Here is a 20,037-nt window from a genome sequence, read left to right as displayed (position 1 = left end):
CCTCCGATGGTAACGCAGGTGGAGCTGGCGCTTGAAATTTGGATAACTGATCCACAACATAAGGGATAGCAATTCTTCAAACAGGAGCCCGTTATGAATCCGTCAGACGAAAAAACCTTGCAGGACTTCCTCGGCCAGCTCGTCCAGGCCAGGGGCGTCACCAAGGACCCCGATGCCGACGCGCTGATCCAGCGCGCCGTGGCCCAGCAGCCGGACGCCGCCTACCTGCTCGTGCAGCGCGCGCTGCTGGTGGAGCAGGCGCTGGGCAATGCCAAGGCGCGCATTTCGGAATTGGAGAACCAGGGCAGTAAAGGTGGTGGGGGCTTCCTCGACGCCAATCAATGGGGCAACTCCGCGCAAGGCCAGCCATCGAATCCCGTCCCGGGCATTGGCCAGGGGGCGTACCAGCAAAACGGACCGACCGGTTCCGCACCGCAAGCCCAGCCGGCGAAAAGCGGCGGCTTCCTGGGCGGCGCTGGCGGCAGCATGCTGGGCACGGTGGCGGCCACGGCGGCCGGCGTGGCGGCCGGCAGCTTCCTGTTCCACGGCATTGGCAACCTGCTGGGCAATGACGGGCAGGGCGCCTCGAATCACTTGTTGGCGGACAATGCCGCAGAAGGCGGGGCAGCCGAGGCCGCGGACGGTGGTGCGCTGGCGGACCAGGCTGGCATCGGCGCGATCGACGAACCGGGCGGCGGCGACAGCCTGGCCGACAACAACAACGACGACAGCCTGGGTGGTTTCTTCGACGGCGACGGCTCGGACGAGGGATTATTCGGCTAAGCGCCTGCCAGCATGACCCCTGCCGCCGCCGCCAGAATTACGACGATCCATGGCGGCGCTTTCCAGACCACCAGCAGCAGGAAGCCGGCCAGCGCGATGCCGGCATCGCGCATGTCGAATACGGCGCCCGTCCACACCGGATCGGCCAGCGCGGCGGCGAGGATGCCGACCACGGCGGCGTTGGCACCCATCATCGCGTGGCGCGTGGCGGCATGACCGCGCAGGCGGTCCCAGAACGGCAGCATCCCGTAGACGAGCAGCAGGCCGGGCAGGAATAGCGCCAGCAGGGCAATCGCGGCGCCAGCGAGCGTGCTCGCCGTCATGCCGGCCTGAGCGCCGAGGAAAGCGGCAAACGCGAACAGGGGCCCGGGCAGCGCTTGGGCAAGTCCATAGCCGGCCAGGAAAGTCTCGTTCGGGATCCAGCCGCTGGCGACTGCCTCGGCCTGCAGCAGTGGTAGCACCACGTGGCCGCCGCCAAAGACCAGCGCGCCGGAGCGGTAGAACGCATCGAACAGCGCCAGCGGAGAATATGCCGCCACGCCGGCCGCCAGCGGCAGCCCAAGCAGCAGGACGCCGAACAGCACGAGCGCCGCGATGCCGGCATGGCGGCCGATCGGCATCGACAGTTCCGCACCGGGCTGCGCGACCGGACCCCGGCACAGCCAGTATCCGGCGCCAGCGCCCGCGGTGATGGCGGCCAGTTGCCCGGCCGGCCCGTCGACCAGGACCACGATCGCGATGGCGGCGAGCGCGATCGCAATGCGCCGGCGGTCCGGCGTGAGCGTGCGCGCCATGCCCCACACCGCCTGCGCCACCACGGCCACCGCCACCAGCTTGAGGCCGTGCACGACGCCCGCCGCAGTCGGTCCTGCAAGCGTTGCGGCGCCCAGCGCGAAAGCGAACATCAGCAGCGCTGAAGGCAGCGTGAAGCCGATCCATGCCGCGAGGCCGCCACGCAGCCCGCCGCCGCGCAGGACGCCCAGTGCAAAGCCGACCTGGCTCGACGCCGGCCCGGGCAGGAACTGGCACAGCGCCACCAGGTCGCCATAGCGCGCATCGTCGAGCCACTGGCGGCGCAGGACGAACTCGTTGCGAAAGTAAGCTAAATGGGCGATCGGACCGCCGAATGATGTCAGGCCGAGTTTCAGGAAGATCCAGAAGATGGGCCACACGGAGGAGGCAGGAGCTGCTGGGTGTGGTGGCATGGGCGGACCGAGGGCAGGAGCGGCCCAGCATAGCAGCAAACGATGTCGCGCCCATGACGCGGCCGAGGGATTGCCCAAGCCCGCGCAAACTGGATAAGATGGCGGCCATCATGCCAATCGCTCCCTACCTCGACGCCCTCCCGCAACTCGCCGACGGCGTCTATCTCCACCCATCGGCCCAGGTCATCGGCAACGTACGCATCGGCGCCGATTCCTCCATCTGGTGCAACGCCGTGCTGCGCGGCGACGTCAACGACATCGTCATCGGCAGCTGCACCAATATCCAGGACCTGACGATGGGCCACGTGGCCCACCGCACGCCGCACAAGCCGCAGGGTTCGCCCCTGCTCATCGGCGACTACGTCACGGTCGGCCATTCGGTCATCCTGCACGGCTGCCGCATCGGCAACGACTGCCTGATCGGCATGGGCAGCATCGTGATGGACGATGTGGTGGTCGAAGACCTGGTGATCCTGGGCGCAGGCAGCCTGGTCCCGTCGGGCAAGCGCCTGGAAAGCGGATTTTTATACATGGGCCGGCCGGCCGAGAAGGTGCGTCCGCTGACGGACGACGAAAAGGCCTGGCTGCGCTACTCGGCCGAGCACTATGTGCGGGTCAAGAACAACTACCAGAACACGCCGCCGCAGCCCTGACGTCGCATCACATCTGCTGGAACAGCGCGCCGTGGTTGCGGCTCACTTCCAGCTCTTCCGGGTAGCCGCGCAGGCTGAGCATCTGGCGCCCGCGCAGGTCGCGCCGCACTTCCGCGATCGCATCCACGCGCACCAGGGTCGAGCGGTGGATGCGCCAGAACTCGTCCGGGTCCAGCTCTTCTTCCAGTTCCTTGAGCGTCTTGCGGATCAGGTGCTGGGCGGTAGCGGTCTGCACCCGCGTGTACTTGTCGTCCGACTGGAAGAACAGCACTTCGCGCGTGCTCACCATGCGCAGGCTGTTGCCTGACTGGGCCTGGATCCAGCGCATGTAGGCCGGCTTCGCGGCAGTGGTCCCGTTCTGTACCAGCAACTGGTCGCCCAGCTGCGCCAGGCGGGCCAGTTGCGCGCCGATGTCCTGCGGCGTGTGCTCCAGCCGGCGGCGCAGGCGCGCCACCGTGGTTTCCAGGCGCGCCAGGGTGACCGGCTTGAGCAAATAGTCGATGGCGCCCTGCTCGAAGGCCTCGACCGCATACTGGTCGTAGGCGGTGGCGAACACGATGTGGCAGTGCTCGTACATCTGGCGCGCCGCATCGATGCCGCCCATCCCCGGCATGCGGATGTCGAGGAAGGCGATGTCGGGCTTGTGCTCGAGCGCCAGCGCCACCGCTTCGACGCCGTTGGCTGCCTCGGCCACGATGCGCAGCTCGGGCCACGCCTCGTGCAGGCGCGCGCGCAGCTGGTCGCGCATCGGCGCTTCGTCGTCGGCGATCAGGGCCGTCGGTTGCGGGTGCGCCATCAGCCGTCTTCCGTCATGCGATAGGGCAGGTGGATCGACACGCAGGCGCCGCCGCCGGGCAGGGCTTCGATCACCAGTTCGGCATCCTTGCCATACAACAGCGCCAGCCGCTCGCGGATATTGGCCAGGCCGACGCCGCTGCCGGCATGCAAGTTGAAGCCGACGCCGTCGTCGCACACGTCGACGCACAGGGTGGCGCCTTCGACCCGGGAACGCACCGTGATCGTGCCGCCGGCGACTTTCGGCTCCAGGCCGTGCTTGATCGCGTTCTCGATCAGCGTCTGCAGCATCATCGGTGGGAACGGCGCGCTGCCGAGGAAGTCGGGCACCTCGAAGCGCACCGCCAGTCTTTCCTTCATGCGCGCCTGCATGATGGACAGGTAGGCGCGCGACAGTTCGACCTGCTTGCCCAATGTGCCACCGGCGCCTTTGGTGTTGCGCATCTGCGGCAACGAGGCGCGCAGGTATTCGATCAGGTGGCCGTGCACGCGCGCCGCTTCTTTCTGGTCGGTCTCGATCAGCTGGCCGATCAGGGCCAGGGTGTTGAACAGGAAGTGCGGCTCGACCTGGGCCTGGAGCGTGGCCATCTGCGCCTCGGTCAGGCGCCGCTCGAGATTGGCGACGTCGGCCTTGGTCGAGGCGTCGCGCGCCAGCAGTTCGGCGCGACGCTTGCCGCCGGCCAGCACCTTGACCCCGAACGAGATCAGGATGAACCAGATCGCCGGCTCCGTCAGCTTGACGAACATGCCCGTGACGAACACCAGGAACCAGACCAGATAGAGCTGGCGCCACTCGATCAGGGCGAGCCAGTCGAAGAAGCGCCACCACAGCACGCCCGCTTCGCGGAAAGCGTCGCGGACGAAGTCGAGTGCGCGGTTGATCTGGGCGGCGGCCATGGTTTTACTCTTGCGTGTAGTGCTTGATGCGGCGTGGCTCGCGGCCGAAGATGGCGATGGCGAGGAATTTGAGCAGCAGCAGGCCGACGAACAGCGCCAGCACGATCGGCACGATGGTGATCAGGGCCGCCAGCACGATCGCGATCACCAGCAGCACCGGCCACGGCATGCGGCGCAGCGAACGGGCGCTGGACTTGGCCAGGCGCCAGGTAGTGCGGCCAGCAACTTCCATATTACGCAGGATCGATTGGAAGCGACTGGTGGGCGTATGAATGGTTTTCATTCGTGCAAGTCCTTTCTAACAATGATGACCCTACTGTAGGGATGCACCCATGTTACGCCAAGAGCGATCCGATAAACGGGGCGAATCCGGGGACGAGCGGTCGTGGGGGCGGACGAACGGGGACGATTTCGCCCCCGTCCCTAGCGGTAAATACGCCTATTGCTCGATCAGCTTGAGCGCTTCTTGCCGCATCACGTCGAGCATGCCGGCCTCGGGCGTGCGCGCGCAGGCCGCCACGGTGGCGTTCAGGACCGGTTCCATGGCCGGGAAGGCCTGGCGCGCCGAGCCCTCGCGGTGCATGCTGTAAATCAGGGTGCCGATGCTTTCGTAGGTCACTGGCAACTCGCGCAGGCTGCGCTCCGGGAAGGTGGCGGCTTGCCAGGCGGCGTCGACGTTGAAATCGGCGCAGCTCTTGGTGGCGATCGTAGTGCTGTGGTCTTTTTTGAACTTGAAGATCACCAGGCCACTGCGGTGCGCGCCGCTGGCGGGGATGTCCAGCCGCCTGGCCATGGCCAGCGCCAGTGCATCGAGTTCGGCCGAGCGCGAGGAGTCGCGCACCGAGACTACCCCTTTGCGGCCCTTGTCGTCGAGGGCCAGTTCGACCGTCACATTACCCTGCACGCCGCGCTGCGAGAGCGCCGCTGGGTAGCCGGCGTCGGTTGCATAAATCATGATCTCGCGCCAGGTCGGCAGCGTGGCCTGGGCTGCGGCCGATTGCGGCGCCATGGCCAGCAGGGACAGCGCCAAGGTCGAGCCTGCTGCCAGGGCCTTCATCGTGTGATTCCGTGTTGCCATCAGTGGGCCGTCCTGTCGTTCCAGTAGTCGCGTAGCAGGCCGTAAAAGACGGTGTCGGCATACTCGCCGTGCACCAGCCAGCGCTGCGGCATGAAGCCTTCCTTGCGGAAGCCCAGTTTTTCCAGCAGGCGGCCGGAGGCCTCGTTGCGTGGATCGATGTCGGCCTCGACCCGGTTCAGGTCGACCTCGCGGAAGCCATGGTCCAGCGCGGCCCGCAGCGCTTCGAAGGCATAGCCCTTGCCCCAGTGCGCGCTGCCCAGCGCGTAGCCGAGTTCGCAGCGCTTGTTCTGGTTGAAGAAGTGGTGCAGGCCCACGGTACCGATCAGCTCGCGGCTCGCGGCGAGTTCGATCGCGAAGCGCAGCTCGGTCTCGTCGCGGTAGGCCTCCTGCGCGCGGGCGATGGCCGCTTCGGCGAAGGAGATGTCGGTCCACGACTCGGTGCTCCAGTAGCGCACCACGGCCGGGTCGGAAAAGATGGTGTACAGGGCCGGCGCGTCGCTTGCGGCCAGCGGGCGCAACACCAGGCGTTCGGTGGTCAGGACAGGGGTGATATAAGTCGACATGGTTCGCATTGCCAGTGTGATAAGCGCTAGCATACCACTGCTGTGAGGCCTGTAGACAGGCTGCGACCGACGGGTTCTTCCTGGCGCCGACACGATGCGCCATGCATGTTTTTTGCGGATGCGCATGCCGCCAACCGTGTGCCTGTTGCAAGACTCGTCATTCTTGTTCAAACTTCAATGCTTCAGAGCGCCATCGAGAGGGAGCGCATCATGTATGAGTCCAGGCCTTCCGCGATGTCATCCTTCTGGATGCCATTCACCAATAACCGCGACTTCAAGCGCGATCCGCGCCTGCTGGTCTCCGCCAAAGGGATGTATTACCGCGACGTCGACGGCCGCGAGCTGCTCGACGGCGCCGCCGGCCTGTGGTGCGTGCCCTGCGGCCACGGCCAGCCGAAGATCGCCGAAGCCATCGCCGCCATGGCCGGCCAGCTCGACTACGCACCCACGTTCCAGATGGGCCACCCGGCCGCCTTCGAACTGGCCGAACGCCTGATGGCGTTCAGCGGCCACCGCTTCGGCCACGTGTTCTATACGGGCTCGGGATCCGAAGCCGTCGACACCGCGCTCAAGATGGCGCTGGCCTACCACCGCGCGCGCGGAGAGGGCGGACGCACGCGACTGATCGGCCGCGAGCGCGGCTACCATGGCGTGGGCTTCGGCGGCATCTCGGTCGGCGGCATCGGCGCCAACCGCAAGCATTTCGGACCGCTGCTGCCGGGCGTCGACCACCTGCGCCACACGCATGACCTGGAGCGCAACGCCTACGCACGCGGCGAGCCCGAACACGGCGTCGAACTGGCCGACGACCTCGAGCGCATGGTGGCCCTGCACGACCCGTCGACCATCGCAGCCGTGATCGTCGAACCCGTATCCGGCTCCACCGGCGTGCTGATTCCGCCCAAGGGTTATCTCAAGCGCCTGCGCGAGATCTGCGACCGCCACGGCATCCTGCTGATCTTCGACGAAGTCATCACGGGCTTTGGACGCCTGACGACGCCGTTCGCCGGCGACTGGTTCGGCGTCGAGCCCGACCTGATGGCCACGGCCAAGGGCATCACCAATGGCGCGGTGCCGATGGGTGCGGTGTTCAGCAAGGCTTTCATCCATGACGCCTTCATGGAAGGGCCGGCCGGGATCGAGCTGTTCCACGGCTATACCTATTCCGGCCACCCGCTGGCCTGCGCCGCCGCGCTGGCCACACTGGACGTGTTCCGCGAACAGGGGGTGATAGAGAACGCGGCGCGCATGCAGCCGTATTTCGAGGAAGCGCTGCAATCGCTGCGCGGCCTACCGCACGTGATCGACCTGCGCTCGATCGGCATCATCGCCGCCGTCGAGCTGGCGCCGATCGCGGGCCAGCCCGGCGCGCGCGGCTATGCGGCGCTCAAGCAGGCATTCGCCGATGGCCTGCTCATCCGCATCACGGGCGACATCATCGCGCTGTCGCCGCCGTTGGTACTGGAAAAAAAACACGTCGACGAATTGTTCGGAAAGCTGGCCAGGGTCCTGACGCAACTGGCTTGATACTAAAGAGGGCCACCATGCCCCGCCTGAGAAGAAAGAGAGACCGATGACCGCCACCACCGACGCCCTGGACTTGTCCGCATCCGAAGAATCTTCCCTCCTGGCCGGCGAACCGGCGCCGCCGACCGGCAAGCAGGTGGCCGTGGTCGGCGCCGGCATGGCCGGCATGACTTGCGCCATCCGGCTGGCGCTGCTCGGCAATGGCGTCGTGCTGTACGAAGCGCGCTCGCGCGAGCGCATGTGTGAGACCGCTCCAGCGTGCGCCTCCGAACAGGCGCTATTCGAGCGCCTGGTGGCGCAGGGTCGCATCCGCTGCGAATACGGCCGCAAGCTGGGCGTCGACCTCGAGCTGGCCGACCTGCACCTGTGGCACGACGCCATCTTCCTCGGCGTCGGCCTGGCGTCCAGCCGCGTGCTGGCGCTGTCCGGCAGCGACCCGGCCGGCCTGGTCGATGCCGGCCGCCGGCTCGCCGCCGTGTATGCGCTGGACGACTTGCTGGCGCTGCCGGTGCCGCAGCGCGCGATCGTGATCGGCGCCAGCCGCGGCGCGGTGGGGATGGCGGCGCGCCTGAAACAGCTGGGCGCCCAGGACGTGACGCTGGCGCTGCGCCACGCCCTAATCCCCGACGGCCGCGAAGAAGAAGTCGCGCGCGCCTGCTTCGTGCGGGTGCGCGGCTGGGTCGCGCCGCTCGAGGTGTTGCGCGACGAACGGGGCGCGGTCGGGTCGGTGCGCTTCGAGCAGACCCGCCTCTTGGGCGACCGCGTGGTCGATACCGGCGGCTTCACCGAGATCGCCGCCCACGCCGTGTTCAAGGCGGTGGGCCGCGCGGCCGGGGCCGAACGCGATTCGCTGGTGCGCCAGCAGTCGCGCGAGGGCGACCGGGTCGAGGTCGACGGGTGCTTTCGCACCGCGCTGCCGGGCATCTATGCCGGCGGCGACTGCGTGGCGGCGCGCCTTGAATCGACGCAGGCGCGCCGCCATGGCCTGCAGGCGGCGCAGGCGATCCATGCCGACTTGCAGGCCTGAGGTTTTCGCGCCGTATTGACGTTTGCGTTACACTCGCGCGCATCGATTCAACCGAAGCGCACCGTGACTCATCCGACCTTTACCGACAACGACCTCTGGAACGACGACCTCGCTCCGACCACCGCAGCGCACCGCACCTGGCGCTGGTACCACTTCGCCGCCTTGTGGGTAGGCATGGTCATGTGCATTCCCGCCTACACGCTGTCGGCGAGCCTGGTGGAGGCGGGCATGTCGGGCTGGCAGGCGGTGCTGACCGTCTTTTTGGCGAACGCCATCGTGCTGGTGCCGATGCTGCTGATCGGCCATGCCGGCGCCAAGTACGGCATTCCCTACGCGGTGCTGGCACGCACCTCGTTCGGCACCAAGGGGGCCAAGCTGCCGGCGCTGATGCGCGCCATCGTCGCCTGCGGCTGGTACGGCATCCAGACCTGGTTCGGCGGCAGCATGATCTATACCTTGCTGGGCGTGATGAACGGCGCCCCGATCGGCGGCGAAGTGCTCGGCTGGCTCGGCATCAACCTGGCGCAGCTGGCCTGTTTCCTCGCGTTCTGGGCGATCCAGCTGTACTTCGTAGTGCACGGCATGGAATCGATCCGCCAGCTCGAGACCTGGACCGCGCCCTTGAAAATCGCGATCTGCTTCGTGCTGCTGTGGTGGGTGCACAGGCAGGTCGGCGGCGACGGTTTCGGGCCGCTGCTCGAACAGCGTTCGCAGTTCGTGCCCGGCGGGCCGAAGGAAGGGCAGTTCTGGTCGACCTTCTGGCCGTCGCTCACCGCCATGATCGGCTTCTGGGCGACCCTCGCGCTGAACATTCCCGACTTCACCCGCTTCGCCAAATCGCAGCGCGACCAGGTGATCGGCCAGACCGTCGGCCTGCCGCTGCCCATGGGCCTGTTGGCGGCGCTGGCGGTGATCGTCACCTCGGCCACCGTGGTCCTGTACGGCAAGGCGCTGTGGGACCCGGTCGACCTGGCCAGCCGCATGACCGGCATCGCGGTGCTGGTAGCCCTGATCGTGCTGCTGGTCGATACGGTCAGCGTGAACCTCGCGGCCAACCTGGTCGGCCCGGCCTACGATTTCTCGGCGCTGGCGCCGCGCCGCATCAGCTATCGCACCGGCGGCTACATCACGGCCGGGCTGGCGCTGCTCATGATGCCGTGGAAGATCCTGGAGTCGACCCAGAACTACATCATGACCTGGCTGGTCGGTTACTCGGCCTTGCTGGGACCGATCGCCGGCGTGCTGGTAGTCGACTACTACCTGGTGCGCAAGACCGCGCTCGACGTCGACCAGCTGTATCGCCACGATGGCATCTATTCTTATGGGGATGGCTGGAACAAGGCCGCGCTGGCGGCTTTCGTGCTGGGCGTGCTGCCCAATATCCCGGGCTTCCTGAATGCGGCCTTCCCGGCCAGCTTCCCCGATGTCGGTGACGTCTTCAAGACGATTTATACCTATGCGTGGTTCGTCGGCGTTGCGATTGCCGCCGTGGTCTACGGCCTCATGATGCGGGGGCGGGGCGCGCGATGACGGTGCGCTTCCGCCCTGGACAATTCTATGGCGTGCGGCATGACCGCACCCAGGGCGGAATCTTCGAACTCGGCGTGCTGGAGGCAAACGCGCCCGAGCACGACGTTCATCTGCACCTGCACGAGGAAGCGCATTTCGTGCTGGTGCTGGCCGGGACCTATATCTCCAGCGCCCATGGCGCGCCGAGCCTGGCGCCAGCGCCGGCGCTGGTCTACAACCCACCCGGCACGGTGCACCGCGACCGCTTCCTGGGCGGGAAGGGGCGCTTCATGACGATCTCGATCGAGCCAGCGCGCCTCGACGCGGGCGACGCGCTGCATCGCATTCCGACCTTCTCCAGCTACTTGCAGCATGCCGCCTGCCTGCGCACCGCATTCTCGCTCGCGCGTGGCATGCAGGGCCGGCCGGACGTCTTCCTGCTCGAAGCCGGCGTGTGGGAGCTGTTGGCCCATACCGACACGCGGCCCGGCGTGGCGGTGCGCCGGCCACCCTCGTGGATGCGCCACGCCTACGGGGCGGTGATGGATGGCGCCGTCGACCCCGGCCTGTCGATCGCCGATGTGGCGGCCAGCAGTGGCGTGCATCCGGTGCACCTGGCGCGTGTATTCCGTGAGCTGTTCGGCTGTTCGCCCGGCGAGCTGCTGCGCTGGCGCCGCATCGAGCGCGCCTGCGCCATGCTGCGTCAGCAGGGCCGCAGCGTGGCCGAGGTCGCGCTGGACGCCGGCTTCGTCGACCAGAGCCATATGAGCCACGCTTTCCGCCAGCGTTTCGGGATGCCGCCCGGCGCCTGGCGCCGCCGGATGTTTGATGGATACAAGACGGCGCCGCCGGCGCCGGATTAGAGTGGCGATTTCCATGACGAGGAGGGGTGCATGTTTAGATATGCGATAGCCATGGCTTTCCTGCTTGCGGCAGGCGGCGCCGGCGCCGCGAGCTTCGATACGGTCACTAGCGAGATCAAGGCCGGCAACTTCAAGCAGATCACCAGCGTGGTGGTGGCGCGCCACGGCAAGGTGCTCTATGAGCAGTACTTCGATGGCGAAGGCGCGCAAGGGCTGCGCAATACGCGCTCGGTGACCAAGACCGTGGGCGGCATGCTGGTCGGGGTGGCCATCGAGCGCAAGCTGCTCACGGTCGATGCGCCGGTCATGCCCTTCTTCAAGGACAAGATGCCGGTCGCGCACCCCGACCCGCGCAAGGACCGCATCACGGTCGAAGACCTGCTCACCATGAGTTCCATCGTCGAGTGCGACGATTTCAATGAGTTCTCGCGCGGGCACGAGGAGCGCATGTACCTGATCGAGGACTGGAGCCGCTTCTATCTCGACCTGCCGGTGCGCGGCTTCCCCGAATGGACGCCACCGCCCGCCAAACAACCCTATGGCCGCGCCTTCAGCTACTGCACCGCGGGCACGGCCTTGCTCGCGCCGCTGCTGGAGCGCGCGACGGGACGCAGCGTGCAGGACTTCGCCGACGAGGTGCTGTTCAAGCCGCTCGGCATCGAGCCGGTCAAGTGGCAGGTGCAGCCATCGGGTGCGGCGATGACCGGCGGGAGCCTGAGCCTGCGCAGCCGCGACTTGTGGAAGCTGGGCCAGCTCTACCTGAACGGCGGCAAGTGGGCCGGCAGGCAGGTGCTGCCGCAGGCCTGGGTCGAGCGCTCGATCAAGCCGCATGCGCAGGTGCGCGAGGGCGTCGACTACGGGTATCTGTGGTGGCTGCAGCCTTTCACCGTGGGCGACCGGAAGGTGGCCACCTATGCGATGTCGGGCATGGGCGGCAACAAGGTCTATGTGCTGCCGGAGTGGGATACGGTGGTGGTCATCACCACCACCAACTTCCGCGTGCCGGGGCCGCATCCGCTGACCGAGAAGCTGCTTACGACGCTGATCCTGCCGGCGCTGCCGCCGGAGTAAAACCACGCAGGAAGTCGAGCAACACCGCGCCGGCGATTTCGGCATCGTCGGCGCTCATGGTCTCGAGCGGATTGTGGCTGATGCCGCCGTTGCCGCAGCGGACGAACAGCATCGCGACCTCGGTCAGCTGCGCCATGCGCATCGCGTCATGGCCGGCGCCGGAGGGTAGGGCGAAGGAAGGCAGGCCGGCGCGTTCGACCGCGGCCCCCAGTTGCGCCATCAGCCGCGGCGCGCAGGGCACGGCGTCGATCTCGAGCAGCTTGTACAGTTTTTCCTGGATGCCGCGCCGCGCGCAGATGGCGCTGATCCCAGCCAGGATGTCGTCCACCGCCGCCAGCCGGGTTGCGTCGTCGGCGGCGCGGATGTCGAGTGACAGGCGGCAGGCGCCGGGCACCACATTGACCGAGCCGGCCGGCACCTCCAGCTGGCCGACCGTGCCCACCAGCGATGCCGGTCCGCTGCAACGGCGTTCCACCAGCAGCACGATCTCGGCTGCTGCCGCCGCCGCATCGCGCCGCATGTCCATCGGCGTGGTGCCGGCGTGGCTGGCCACGCCCTTCAGTTCGACCAGGTAGCGCGAGCTGCCCGCGATCGCGCTCACCACGCCCAGCGCCAGGCCGCGTTCGAGCAGCACCGGTCCCTGCTCGATATGCACCTCGACGAAGCCGAGCACCGTAGCGGGAACGCGCGCGATGGCGGGGATGGTGGCCGGATCGTGGCCGGCCGCCGCCAGGGCGTCGCCCAGGCGGACGCCGTCGGCGTCGCGCGCATCGAGCAGGGCCAGGTCGAAGCCGCCGGCCACCGCGCTGCTGCCGAGGAAGGTGCTGCGATAGCGCACGCCTTCTTCTTCAGCGAAGGCGATCACTTCGAGGTCGTAGGGCAGGCGCTCGCCGCGTGCATGCAGTCGGCCGACCAGGGCGATCGGCAGCAGGATGCCGAGCCGGCCGTCGTACTTGCCGCCGTTGCGCACGGTGTCGTAGTGCGAGCCGGTGATCAGGGTCTTGGCGCCCGGCCGCGCGGCGGCGTAGCGGCCGACCACATTGCCGACGGCGTCGATGTGCACCGCCATGCCGGCCTCGCGCATCCAGCCGGCGATGGTCGCGGCGGTGCGCTGGTGGGCCGGCGTCATGTAGGCGCAGGTGAGGTCGGCGTCGCTGTCGCTGATGGTGCCGAGGGTCTCGCACCAGTCCATCACGGTGACGCCGATGGAGGGTTCGATGCCCAGCAGGGCATTGAGCCGGATCTCGGCGATGCGGTGCACCTGGCGCAGCGCTTCGCACAGCTCGTCATCGAGCGTGTTGTCGAGGCGGCGCACGAAGGTGTCGATGATGGCTTGCCGTGTCAGGCCGCGTCCCGTCGGGCCTTTCACGGCCAGGATGAAGGGGAAGCCAAAGCGTTCGTTGTACTGCGCGTTGAGCGCGTGCAGCCGGGCGTATTCGTCGGGTGTGCAGCGATCGAGGCCCGAACTGGCCTGTTCGCCGGTCGATTCGAGCGTCAGCTCGCCGGCGATGGCGGCCTTGCCGGCCAGCTCCGGGTGGGCGCGCAGCAGGGACAGCCGTTCTGCATCGGTTGCGCCGTCGACCGCCGCCTGCAAGGCCAGCTTGAGCGCCGCCAGGGTGGAAAAGGGGCGCGCGGCGGCGGCGCGCGCCGCGACCCAGGGTGAATGCTCGTAGATGCCATGCAGCGCTTCGGTAAAAGCGTCGACATCGATTTCGTTCAGCTCCTGCATCGTCCGCATCGTCTATTCCTTGCTATTCTTGATTGAGGGCCCTGGCCGCGCTGCTTATCTGGTCGCGCAGCCATTTGTGTTCGGTCGACTGGTGCACGCGCTGGTGCCACAGCTGGTAGAAGCGCATCGGCGGAAACTTGACCGGCACCGTGAAGCTCTTGAGCGGTAGCGTCTTTTCGAAGGCGCGGATGAACTGGCGACCGGTCGTCAGCACCAGGTCGCTCTGGGTCAGCATATAAGGGATCACGCCGAAATAGGGCGACTCGACCGCCACCCGGCGCTGCAGGCCGTGGCGTTCGAGCCAGGCGTCGATCACGCCGTGGTAGCCCGGCAGCATCTGGGTCGGGGCCACGTGGGGCAGGTCGAGGTAATCCTCGAGCGTCATCGCGTACGGCGCCGTGCGCCTGGCGTAGGGGCTGTCGGCGCGCATGGTGCAGATGATTGGGTCCTCGAACAGCTTGGACATGTGCAGGTGGGCGGGCGGCTCGTCCCAGTTGGCGATGACCAGGTCCATGTCACCGTCGGACATCATGCGCAGGTAGTCCAGGCCGGGGCCGAGGGCGTGGATGACCACCTTGCTGCCGGGCGAGCCGCGCCGCAGCAGCGCCACCACGTTCGGCAGGAAGCGCGCGTCGAGATAGTCGGGGGCGGCGATGTGGAAGGTGCGCGTCGCCTGCTCGGGCACGAACGGCGCCTTGCGCACGAACAGGCTCTCTGCTTCGTCGAGGATGCGCTTGGCCGGTTTCAACAGGCTCTCGCCATGCTGGGTCGGCACCATGCCGCGCGCGCCGCGCACCAGCAGCGGGTCGCCGGTGAGCTCACGGAGTTTACGCAGCGAGGCCGAGATCGAGGGCTGCGGCTGGTTCAGCTTGAGCGCCACCCGCGAGACGTTCTTCTCCACCAGCAGCAGGTAGAGGATGCGGATCAGGTGCAGGTCGAGGTTGCGGGGCAGGCTGGACATCGCAGGGCGAAACGTATATCAAGGTGGATATGTTGAATATACGCTAAATTTCATGTCGCAGAAATTGGAATCAGCGTATCTTCGATCCATCTCAGCCGCACTGCGTTGATTCTTAAGGGAAGCCCATGTTCGACACCGGATACCTGGCGCCATATGCTCTGGAGTGGTTCAACCTGCTGCTGCGCTGGCTGCACATCATCACCGGCATCGCCTGGATCGGCGCCTCCTTCTATTTCGTCTGGCTCGACAACACCATCAAGCCGCCGGCGCCCGGCTCGGAGCTCGAGCGCAAGGGCGTGTCCGGCGAACTGTGGGCCGTGCACGGCGGCGGCTTCTACAACCCGCAGAAATACCTGGTGGCGCCCGCCGAGCTGCCGCCGGAGCTGCACTGGTTCAAGTGGGAAGCCTATTCCACCTGGCTCTCGGGCTTTGCGCTGCTGACCGTCGTCTATTACCTGAACGCGAAGGCGATGATGGTCGACCGCAGCGTGGCCGACCTCACCAGCTGGCAGGCGGTCGGCATCGGCATCGGCAGCCTGGTGGTCGGCTGGATCGTCTACGACCTGCTGTGCCGGTCGAAGCTGGTGCAGCACCAGCTGGCGTTCGGCGCCACCATCTGGCTGCTGCTGGTCGGCAGCAGCTGGGTGCTCACCCACCTGCTCAGCGGACGCGCCGCCTACCTGCACGTGGGCGCGATGATCGGCACCATCATGGTGGCCAATGTGGCGATGCTGATCATCCCCGGCCAGCGCAAGATGGTCAACGCCATGCTGGCGGGCGAGAAGCCCGATCCGAGCCACGGCATCAAGGCCAAGCAACGCAGCGTCCACAACAATTATTTCACGCTGCCGGTGCTGTTCATCATGATCAGCAACCACTATGCGATGACCTACAATCATCCGCATGCCTGGGCCGTACTGGGCGTGATCATGCTGGCCGGGGTCTTGATCCGCCACTTCTTCAACCTGCGCCACAAGGGCCGCGTCGAATGGCGGTATCCGGCCGCGGGCGTGGCGCTGCTGCTGGCATTGGCGGTCGTGCTGGCGCCGGCGCCGCGCGCGAGCGCCGATCCGGCGGCCGCCGCCGGTATCGACGCCGCCGCGCGCTTCGCCGCGGTGCGCACGATCATGGACCAGCGCTGCGTGTCCTGCCATGCGCAGCAGCCGACGCAACCCGGTTTCGCCGCGGCGCCGGGCGGCGTGATGCTCCACACGCCGGAGCTGGTGAGCCAGCATGCGGCCCGCATCTACCAGCAGACGGTGCAATTGAAGGCCATGCCGCTGGCGAATCTTACCCATATGACCGATGCCGAGCGCGCCCAGGTGGGGGCATGGTTCGAAGCCGGCGCTGGCACAGGAAAGGCTCCATGAACAATCCCTTGCATGACCGCATTACCAGCTGGATCGACGCCCACTTCGACGAACAGGTCGCCTTCTTGCAGGAGGTGGTGCGGATCCCGACCGATACGCCGCCAGGCAACAACGCGCCGCATGCCGAGGCGGTGGCTGACATGCTGGAGGCCGCCGGCTGGCCGGTCGAGCGCCATGCGGTGCCGGCGCAGGAGGTGCGTGACCACGGCCTGGAGAGCATCACCAACCTCATCGTGCGCCGTCCGTACAGCGCCGGCGGCCCGACGCTGGCGCTGAACGCCCACGGCGATGTGGTGCCACCGGGTGAGGGTTGGAGCAAGCCGCCCTACGGCGCCGTGATCGAGGACGGCTACCTGTACGGGCGCGCGGCGGCGGTATCCAAGAGTGACTTCGCCACCTATGTGTTTGCGGTGCGCGCGCTGGAGGCGCTGGGCCTGCCTCTATCGGGCGCCGTCGAACTGCACTTCACCTACGACGAGGAAGTCGGCGGCCTGCTGGGGCCGGGCAGGCTGCTGGCCCAGGGCCTGACGCGGCCCGACTACGTGATCGCGGCCGGCTTCGGCTACGGCATCGTCACCGCCCACAACGCCTGCCTGCAGCTGGAAGTGACCGTGCACGGCAGGGCGGGGCATGGCGCGATGCCGGAGACGGCGGTCGACGCGCTGCAGGCCGCGACGAAGGTGCTCAATGCGATCTATGGCGAACTGCCCGCGCTGAAGAAGATCCGCAGCAACGTGCCCGGAATCGGTTCGCCGACCATGATCGTCGGGCGCATCGACGGCGGGACGAATACCAATGTGGTGCCGGGGAAGGTCGTGCTGCGCATGGATCGGCGCATGATCCCCGAAGAAGACCCGGTGGCGGTGGAGGCGCGGGTGCGCGCCCTGATCGAGGAGGCGGTGCGCGGCTTGCCCGGCATCCGCCTCGAGATCCGGCGCCTGCTGCTGTCGCAGGCGCTGCGGCCCTTGCCGGGCGTGGCGCCGCTGGTGGAAAGCCTGCAGCGTCATGGTCGCGCGATCATGGGCGAGGAGATTCCCGCGCACGGCACGCCGCTGTATGCGGATGCGCGGCTGTACGGCGAATATGGCATCCCGGCGGTGCTGTATGGCGCCGGGCCCCGTACGGTGGAAGAATCGAACGCCAAGAAGGCCGACGAACGCCTGCTGCTGGAAGACTTGCGCAAGGCGACCAAGGTAGTGGCCTTGACCTTGCTGGATTTTCTCGACCCGAGGTCTTAGAACATCGCAGAGCCGAATTTATTGTTAGCCCCAAAACGTCGTTCCCGCGGAGGCGGGAACCTAAGTCATTTAGCGCGCCACATAGTCAAGCGAAGCGGCAAAGCTGAAGACTTGGGTTCCCGCCTGCGCGGGAACGACGTGTCAGCGGTGCGGATTATTTCTGCTTGAGCGAACGCTCGAACAGCTCCTGAATCCGGCGGTACTGGTCATACCACGCCTCCGGCTGCACATAGCCGTGACGTTCCAGCGGATAGCTCGCCAGTTCCCACTTGTCCTTCTTCATCTCGATCAGGCGCTGCGCCATGCGCACCGAGTCCTGGTAGAACACGTTATCGTCGATCATGCCGTGCGAGATCAGCAGGTGGCCTTTCAGGTTCTGCGCGTACTCGATCGGCGACGACTTCTTGTACGCCTCGGGATCGATGTCCGGGGTGTTCAGGATGTTGGCGGTGTACTCGTGGTTGTAGGTGGTCCAGTCGGTCACCGGGCGCAGCGCGGCGCCGGCCTTGAAGGTGTCCGGTGCGCGCATCAGGGCCATGAAGGTCATGAAGCCGCCGTAGCTGCCGCCATAGATGCCGACGTTGGCGGCGTCGCCCTGGTGCTGGTTCACCATGTATTTGACGCCGTCGACGTAGTCTTCCAGTTCCGGATGGCCCATCTGGCGGTAGATCGCGGTGCGCCACTTGCTGCCGTAGCCTTTCGAGGCGCGGAAGTCCATGTCGAGCACCACGTAGCCATTCTGCACCAGCAGGTTGTGGAACATCTGCTCGCGGAAGTAGTTCGGATAGCGCTTGCTGACGTTCTGCAGGTAGCCGGCGCCGTGCACGAACATCACGACCGGATACTTCTTGCCCGGCTCGAGCTGGGCCGGACGATACAGCTTGGCCCACACCGGATCGCCGCCGGCGCTGGAAGGCACGGCCACGTACTGCGGCTCGATCCACTCGCGCGCCTTGAATTCCGGGGTGCGGGTGTCGGTCAGCTTGCTCGCTTCGCCGCCGGAGACCGGCACGGTCGCGATCTGGATCGGAGTGTAGCTGGACGACCAGTGCACCAGCAGCTTCTTCTCGTCCGGCGACAGGGCGAACTTCTCGACGCCATCGAGCTTGGTCACTTCGCGGACGTTGCCACCGTTGGCGTTGACTGCGCAGACTTCGTAGTCGCCCGGGGTCTCGCGGTTGCACAGCATGTAGGCGGTGCTGCCGTCATAGGTCCAGCGCACGTCGCTGGCTTCCCACTTGCCGGTGGTCAGGGCGCGCGGCGCGGCTGCACTGGCGCTGTCCTTGGTGTACAGGTGCGAGTAGCCGCTTTCTTCGGACAGGTACCACAGCGTGCGGTTGTCCGGCAGCCAGCCGAATTCGGCGTTGTCGTAGTTGACCCAGGCGCCGTCGGTCAGGCGGTGCAGGGGTTTGAGCGTCGCGGCGCCCAGGTCGACGCTGGCGATCCAGCGGTCCTTGTTGTCCACCGCGCGCAGCATGACGGCGACGTTGGCGCCGTTGGCGCTCCAGTCGATCGCGTTGCGGCCGCCAGAGACCACCACCGAACGGTTGCCCTTCAGTGGATCTTTTTTAGCGGCGGCGCGCAGCTCGGCCAGCGGGTCGGTGGTGATGCCCGGCAGGGCGTCGAAGGCGATGTCCTGCACCTTGTTGGTGCGCAGATCGACCAGTTTCAGTGCATGCGGCACCGGCATGTTGCGGCCGACGCGGGTGCGCACGTCTTCGGTCTCCTCGAAGCCCGACTCGTTCACGTAGCGCGGCATCTTGCCGGCGCGGCCCTTGTCGGCGCCTTTGGCGGCGGTAACCACCAGCAGCCAGCGGCCGTCGGGCGACAGCGAGCTGCCTTCGATGGTGACCTTGTCGCCCAGGTAGATCTGGTTCGGCGCCATCGAGGCGTCGGCGCGGCGCAGTTCATCGGTGCGGGCGCGCAGGGCGTCGCGGTCATCCTTCTGGCGCTTGAGGTGCTCGATCAGGCGCAGCTCGGTCGAACGGTAGGGATCTTCCTCAGGCGCGTTCGGGTCCTTGGCGGCGCGCGGCAGGGCGGCCGGGCCGGTAACCTTGCTGGTACGGTCCCACACATACCAGTCGTTGCCGACGCGGTACTGGACCGCGCGTTCGTCCGCCGTGTACTGGGCGGCGGTGATGCGGCTGGCGCCGCGCGTCACCTGGACCAACTGGCCCGACTTGAGGTCGCGCTCGAACAGGTCGTTATTGCGCAGGACCAGCATGCGGCTGTTGTTGCGGTTGTAGACGACGTCGGCGCTGTCGACCTTCGGCAGCTCGGCGTCCTTTACCAGCTGGGCCTTGCCGGCCGCGACCTGGAACACGTCACGCACCGGCGAACCGGTGCGCTTCTGCTTGTAGTACACCTGCTTGCTGTCCCAGCTGAACCAGGCGTCTTCCACCGGGGTGCCGATCCAGTCTGGATGGCTCATGGCCTGGTCGAGGGTGATTGGAGTGGATGCCGCCGCCGGCAGCGCGATCAGTGCGGCGAAGGAGGCCGCAAACAGGGTAAGTGCAGGTGTTCGCATGTAGAGTCTGATGAGTGAAGAGTGGCTTGGTTGCCAGTAATGCTCGCGAGAAATGCGCATGCATTCTAGCGCAGGCACTCATCAGGACTGCGAAATGTGACAGGTTTTTTTTGCTGTAAAGACAAGCGCCGGCGGTACGTAAGTACGGCCGGCGCTGGATTTGGAGCGGGTATCGCGGCGCTGGTGCGCCGCAATGAGGCCCTGTATTACATGGCCTTGAACGGGCCTTTTGGCGGACGCG

The 20,037-nt window shown here is 66.8% G+C and carries 18 protein-coding genes; 9 read left to right on the top strand and 9 right to left on the bottom strand.

The genetic code is table 11. The features are described 5' to 3' along the window. Positions 1 to 93: 93 nt before the first annotated feature. The gene (locus SOM28_RS11755) at positions 94 to 783 is read left to right on the top strand and encodes a DUF2076 domain-containing protein (protein WP_320468214.1); all 690 of its coding nucleotides are present in this window, start codon (positions 94 to 96) and stop codon (positions 781 to 783) included. Here SOM28_RS11755 and chrA read toward each other — a convergent pair. Further along, positions 780 to 1,988: a chromate efflux transporter gene (chrA, locus tag SOM28_RS11750; protein WP_320468213.1), complete on the bottom strand. Its 1,209-nt coding sequence runs from the start codon at positions 1,986 to 1,988 to the stop codon at positions 780 to 782. The two genes, SOM28_RS11755 and chrA, sit on opposite strands and share 4 nt — an antisense overlap. A 110-nt stretch (positions 1,989 to 2,098) precedes the next feature. Here chrA and SOM28_RS11745 point away from each other — a divergent pair, with 110 nt between their 5' ends. Continuing rightward, positions 2,099 to 2,641: a gamma carbonic anhydrase family protein gene (locus SOM28_RS11745; RefSeq protein WP_320468212.1), complete on the top strand. Its 543-nt coding sequence runs from the start codon at positions 2,099 to 2,101 to the stop codon at positions 2,639 to 2,641. Positions 2,642 to 2,648: 7 nt separating this feature from the next. Here SOM28_RS11745 and SOM28_RS11740 read toward each other — a convergent pair whose 3' ends face one another. From SOM28_RS11740 to SOM28_RS11720, 5 genes are all read right to left on the bottom strand, one after another. Further along, positions 2,649 to 3,437 carry a LytR/AlgR family response regulator transcription factor gene (locus SOM28_RS11740; protein WP_320468211.1) on the bottom strand — a complete coding sequence of 263 codons (789 nt, stop codon included), beginning with the start codon at positions 3,435 to 3,437 and terminating at the stop codon, positions 2,649 to 2,651. Beyond that, positions 3,437 to 4,333: a sensor histidine kinase gene (locus tag SOM28_RS11735; protein WP_123071648.1), complete on the bottom strand. Its 897-nt coding sequence runs from the start codon at positions 4,331 to 4,333 to the stop codon at positions 3,437 to 3,439. The genes SOM28_RS11740 and SOM28_RS11735 overlap by 1 nt, the downstream gene beginning before the upstream one ends. A 4-nt stretch (positions 4,334 to 4,337) precedes the next feature. After that, on the bottom strand, positions 4,338 to 4,616 hold the full coding sequence (locus tag SOM28_RS11730; RefSeq protein ID WP_123071649.1) for a hypothetical protein: 279 nt from the start codon (positions 4,614 to 4,616) through the stop codon (positions 4,338 to 4,340). Between the two features lie 156 nt (positions 4,617 to 4,772). Then, positions 4,773 to 5,411, bottom strand: a complete 639-nt coding sequence (locus SOM28_RS11725; protein WP_123071650.1) for a TonB family protein — start codon at positions 5,409 to 5,411, stop codon at positions 4,773 to 4,775. Beyond that, positions 5,411 to 5,974: a GNAT family N-acetyltransferase gene (locus tag SOM28_RS11720; RefSeq protein WP_123071651.1), complete on the bottom strand. Its 564-nt coding sequence runs from the start codon at positions 5,972 to 5,974 to the stop codon at positions 5,411 to 5,413. Before SOM28_RS11720 ends, SOM28_RS11725 begins: the two co-directional genes overlap by 1 nt. A 210-nt stretch (positions 5,975 to 6,184) precedes the next feature. Between SOM28_RS11720 and aptA the strand changes: the two genes are divergently transcribed. The 5 genes from aptA (at position 6,185) to SOM28_RS11695 (ending at position 11,971) form a co-directional block, all read left to right on the top strand. Then, positions 6,185 to 7,501 (top strand): omega-aminotransferase AptA, encoded by a 1,317-nt coding sequence (aptA, locus tag SOM28_RS11715; protein WP_123071652.1) that lies wholly within the window; start codon positions 6,185 to 6,187, stop codon positions 7,499 to 7,501. 46 nt (positions 7,502 to 7,547) lie between these two features. Continuing rightward, positions 7,548 to 8,528 (top strand): FAD-dependent oxidoreductase, encoded by a 981-nt coding sequence (locus SOM28_RS11710; RefSeq protein WP_320468210.1) that lies wholly within the window; start codon positions 7,548 to 7,550, stop codon positions 8,526 to 8,528. A gap of 63 nt (positions 8,529 to 8,591) precedes the next feature. Beyond that, positions 8,592 to 10,058, top strand: a complete 1,467-nt coding sequence (locus SOM28_RS11705) for an NCS1 family nucleobase:cation symporter-1 (RefSeq protein WP_320468209.1) — start codon at positions 8,592 to 8,594, stop codon at positions 10,056 to 10,058. After that, on the top strand, positions 10,055 to 10,900 hold the full coding sequence (locus SOM28_RS11700; RefSeq protein WP_320468208.1) for a helix-turn-helix transcriptional regulator: 846 nt from the start codon (positions 10,055 to 10,057) through the stop codon (positions 10,898 to 10,900). Before SOM28_RS11705 ends, SOM28_RS11700 begins: the two co-directional genes overlap by 4 nt. Before the next feature lie 51 nt (positions 10,901 to 10,951). Beyond that, the gene (locus tag SOM28_RS11695; RefSeq protein ID WP_320468207.1) at positions 10,952 to 11,971 is read left to right on the top strand and encodes a serine hydrolase domain-containing protein; all 1,020 of its coding nucleotides are present in this window, start codon (positions 10,952 to 10,954) and stop codon (positions 11,969 to 11,971) included. On the opposite strand, the gene SOM28_RS11690 is transcribed toward SOM28_RS11695, so the two are convergent. Beyond that, positions 11,934 to 13,709 (bottom strand): allantoate amidohydrolase, encoded by a 1,776-nt coding sequence (locus SOM28_RS11690; RefSeq protein WP_320468206.1) that lies wholly within the window; start codon positions 13,707 to 13,709, stop codon positions 11,934 to 11,936. The two genes, SOM28_RS11695 and SOM28_RS11690, sit on opposite strands and share 38 nt — an antisense overlap. A gap of 13 nt (positions 13,710 to 13,722) precedes the next feature. After that, entirely contained in the window at positions 13,723 to 14,661 is a 939-nt protein-coding gene (locus SOM28_RS11685; protein ID WP_320468205.1) for a LysR family transcriptional regulator, read from the bottom strand. A gap of 125 nt (positions 14,662 to 14,786) precedes the next feature. Between SOM28_RS11685 and SOM28_RS11680 the strand changes: the two genes are divergently transcribed. Then, positions 14,787 to 16,031, top strand: a complete 1,245-nt coding sequence (locus SOM28_RS11680; RefSeq protein ID WP_320468204.1) for a urate hydroxylase PuuD — start codon at positions 14,787 to 14,789, stop codon at positions 16,029 to 16,031. Further along, positions 16,028 to 17,269 (top strand): M20/M25/M40 family metallo-hydrolase, encoded by a 1,242-nt coding sequence (locus tag SOM28_RS11675; RefSeq protein ID WP_320468203.1) that lies wholly within the window; start codon positions 16,028 to 16,030, stop codon positions 17,267 to 17,269. Before SOM28_RS11680 ends, SOM28_RS11675 begins: the two co-directional genes overlap by 4 nt. Before the next feature lie 154 nt (positions 17,270 to 17,423). Here SOM28_RS11675 and SOM28_RS11670 read toward each other — a convergent pair whose 3' ends face one another. Further along, entirely contained in the window at positions 17,424 to 19,796 is a 2,373-nt protein-coding gene (locus SOM28_RS11670) for a S9 family peptidase (RefSeq protein ID WP_320468202.1), read from the bottom strand. Between the last annotated feature and the right edge of the window lie 241 nt (positions 19,797 to 20,037).

The sequence above is a fragment of the Massilia sp. CFBP9026 genome (genome assembly GCF_034045165.1).
Lineage (GTDB): Bacteria > Pseudomonadota > Gammaproteobacteria > Burkholderiales > Burkholderiaceae_D > Telluria > Telluria arenae.
The sequence above is the reverse complement of the archived record's forward strand: the minus strand, read 5'-3'. Positions and strand labels throughout refer to the sequence as shown.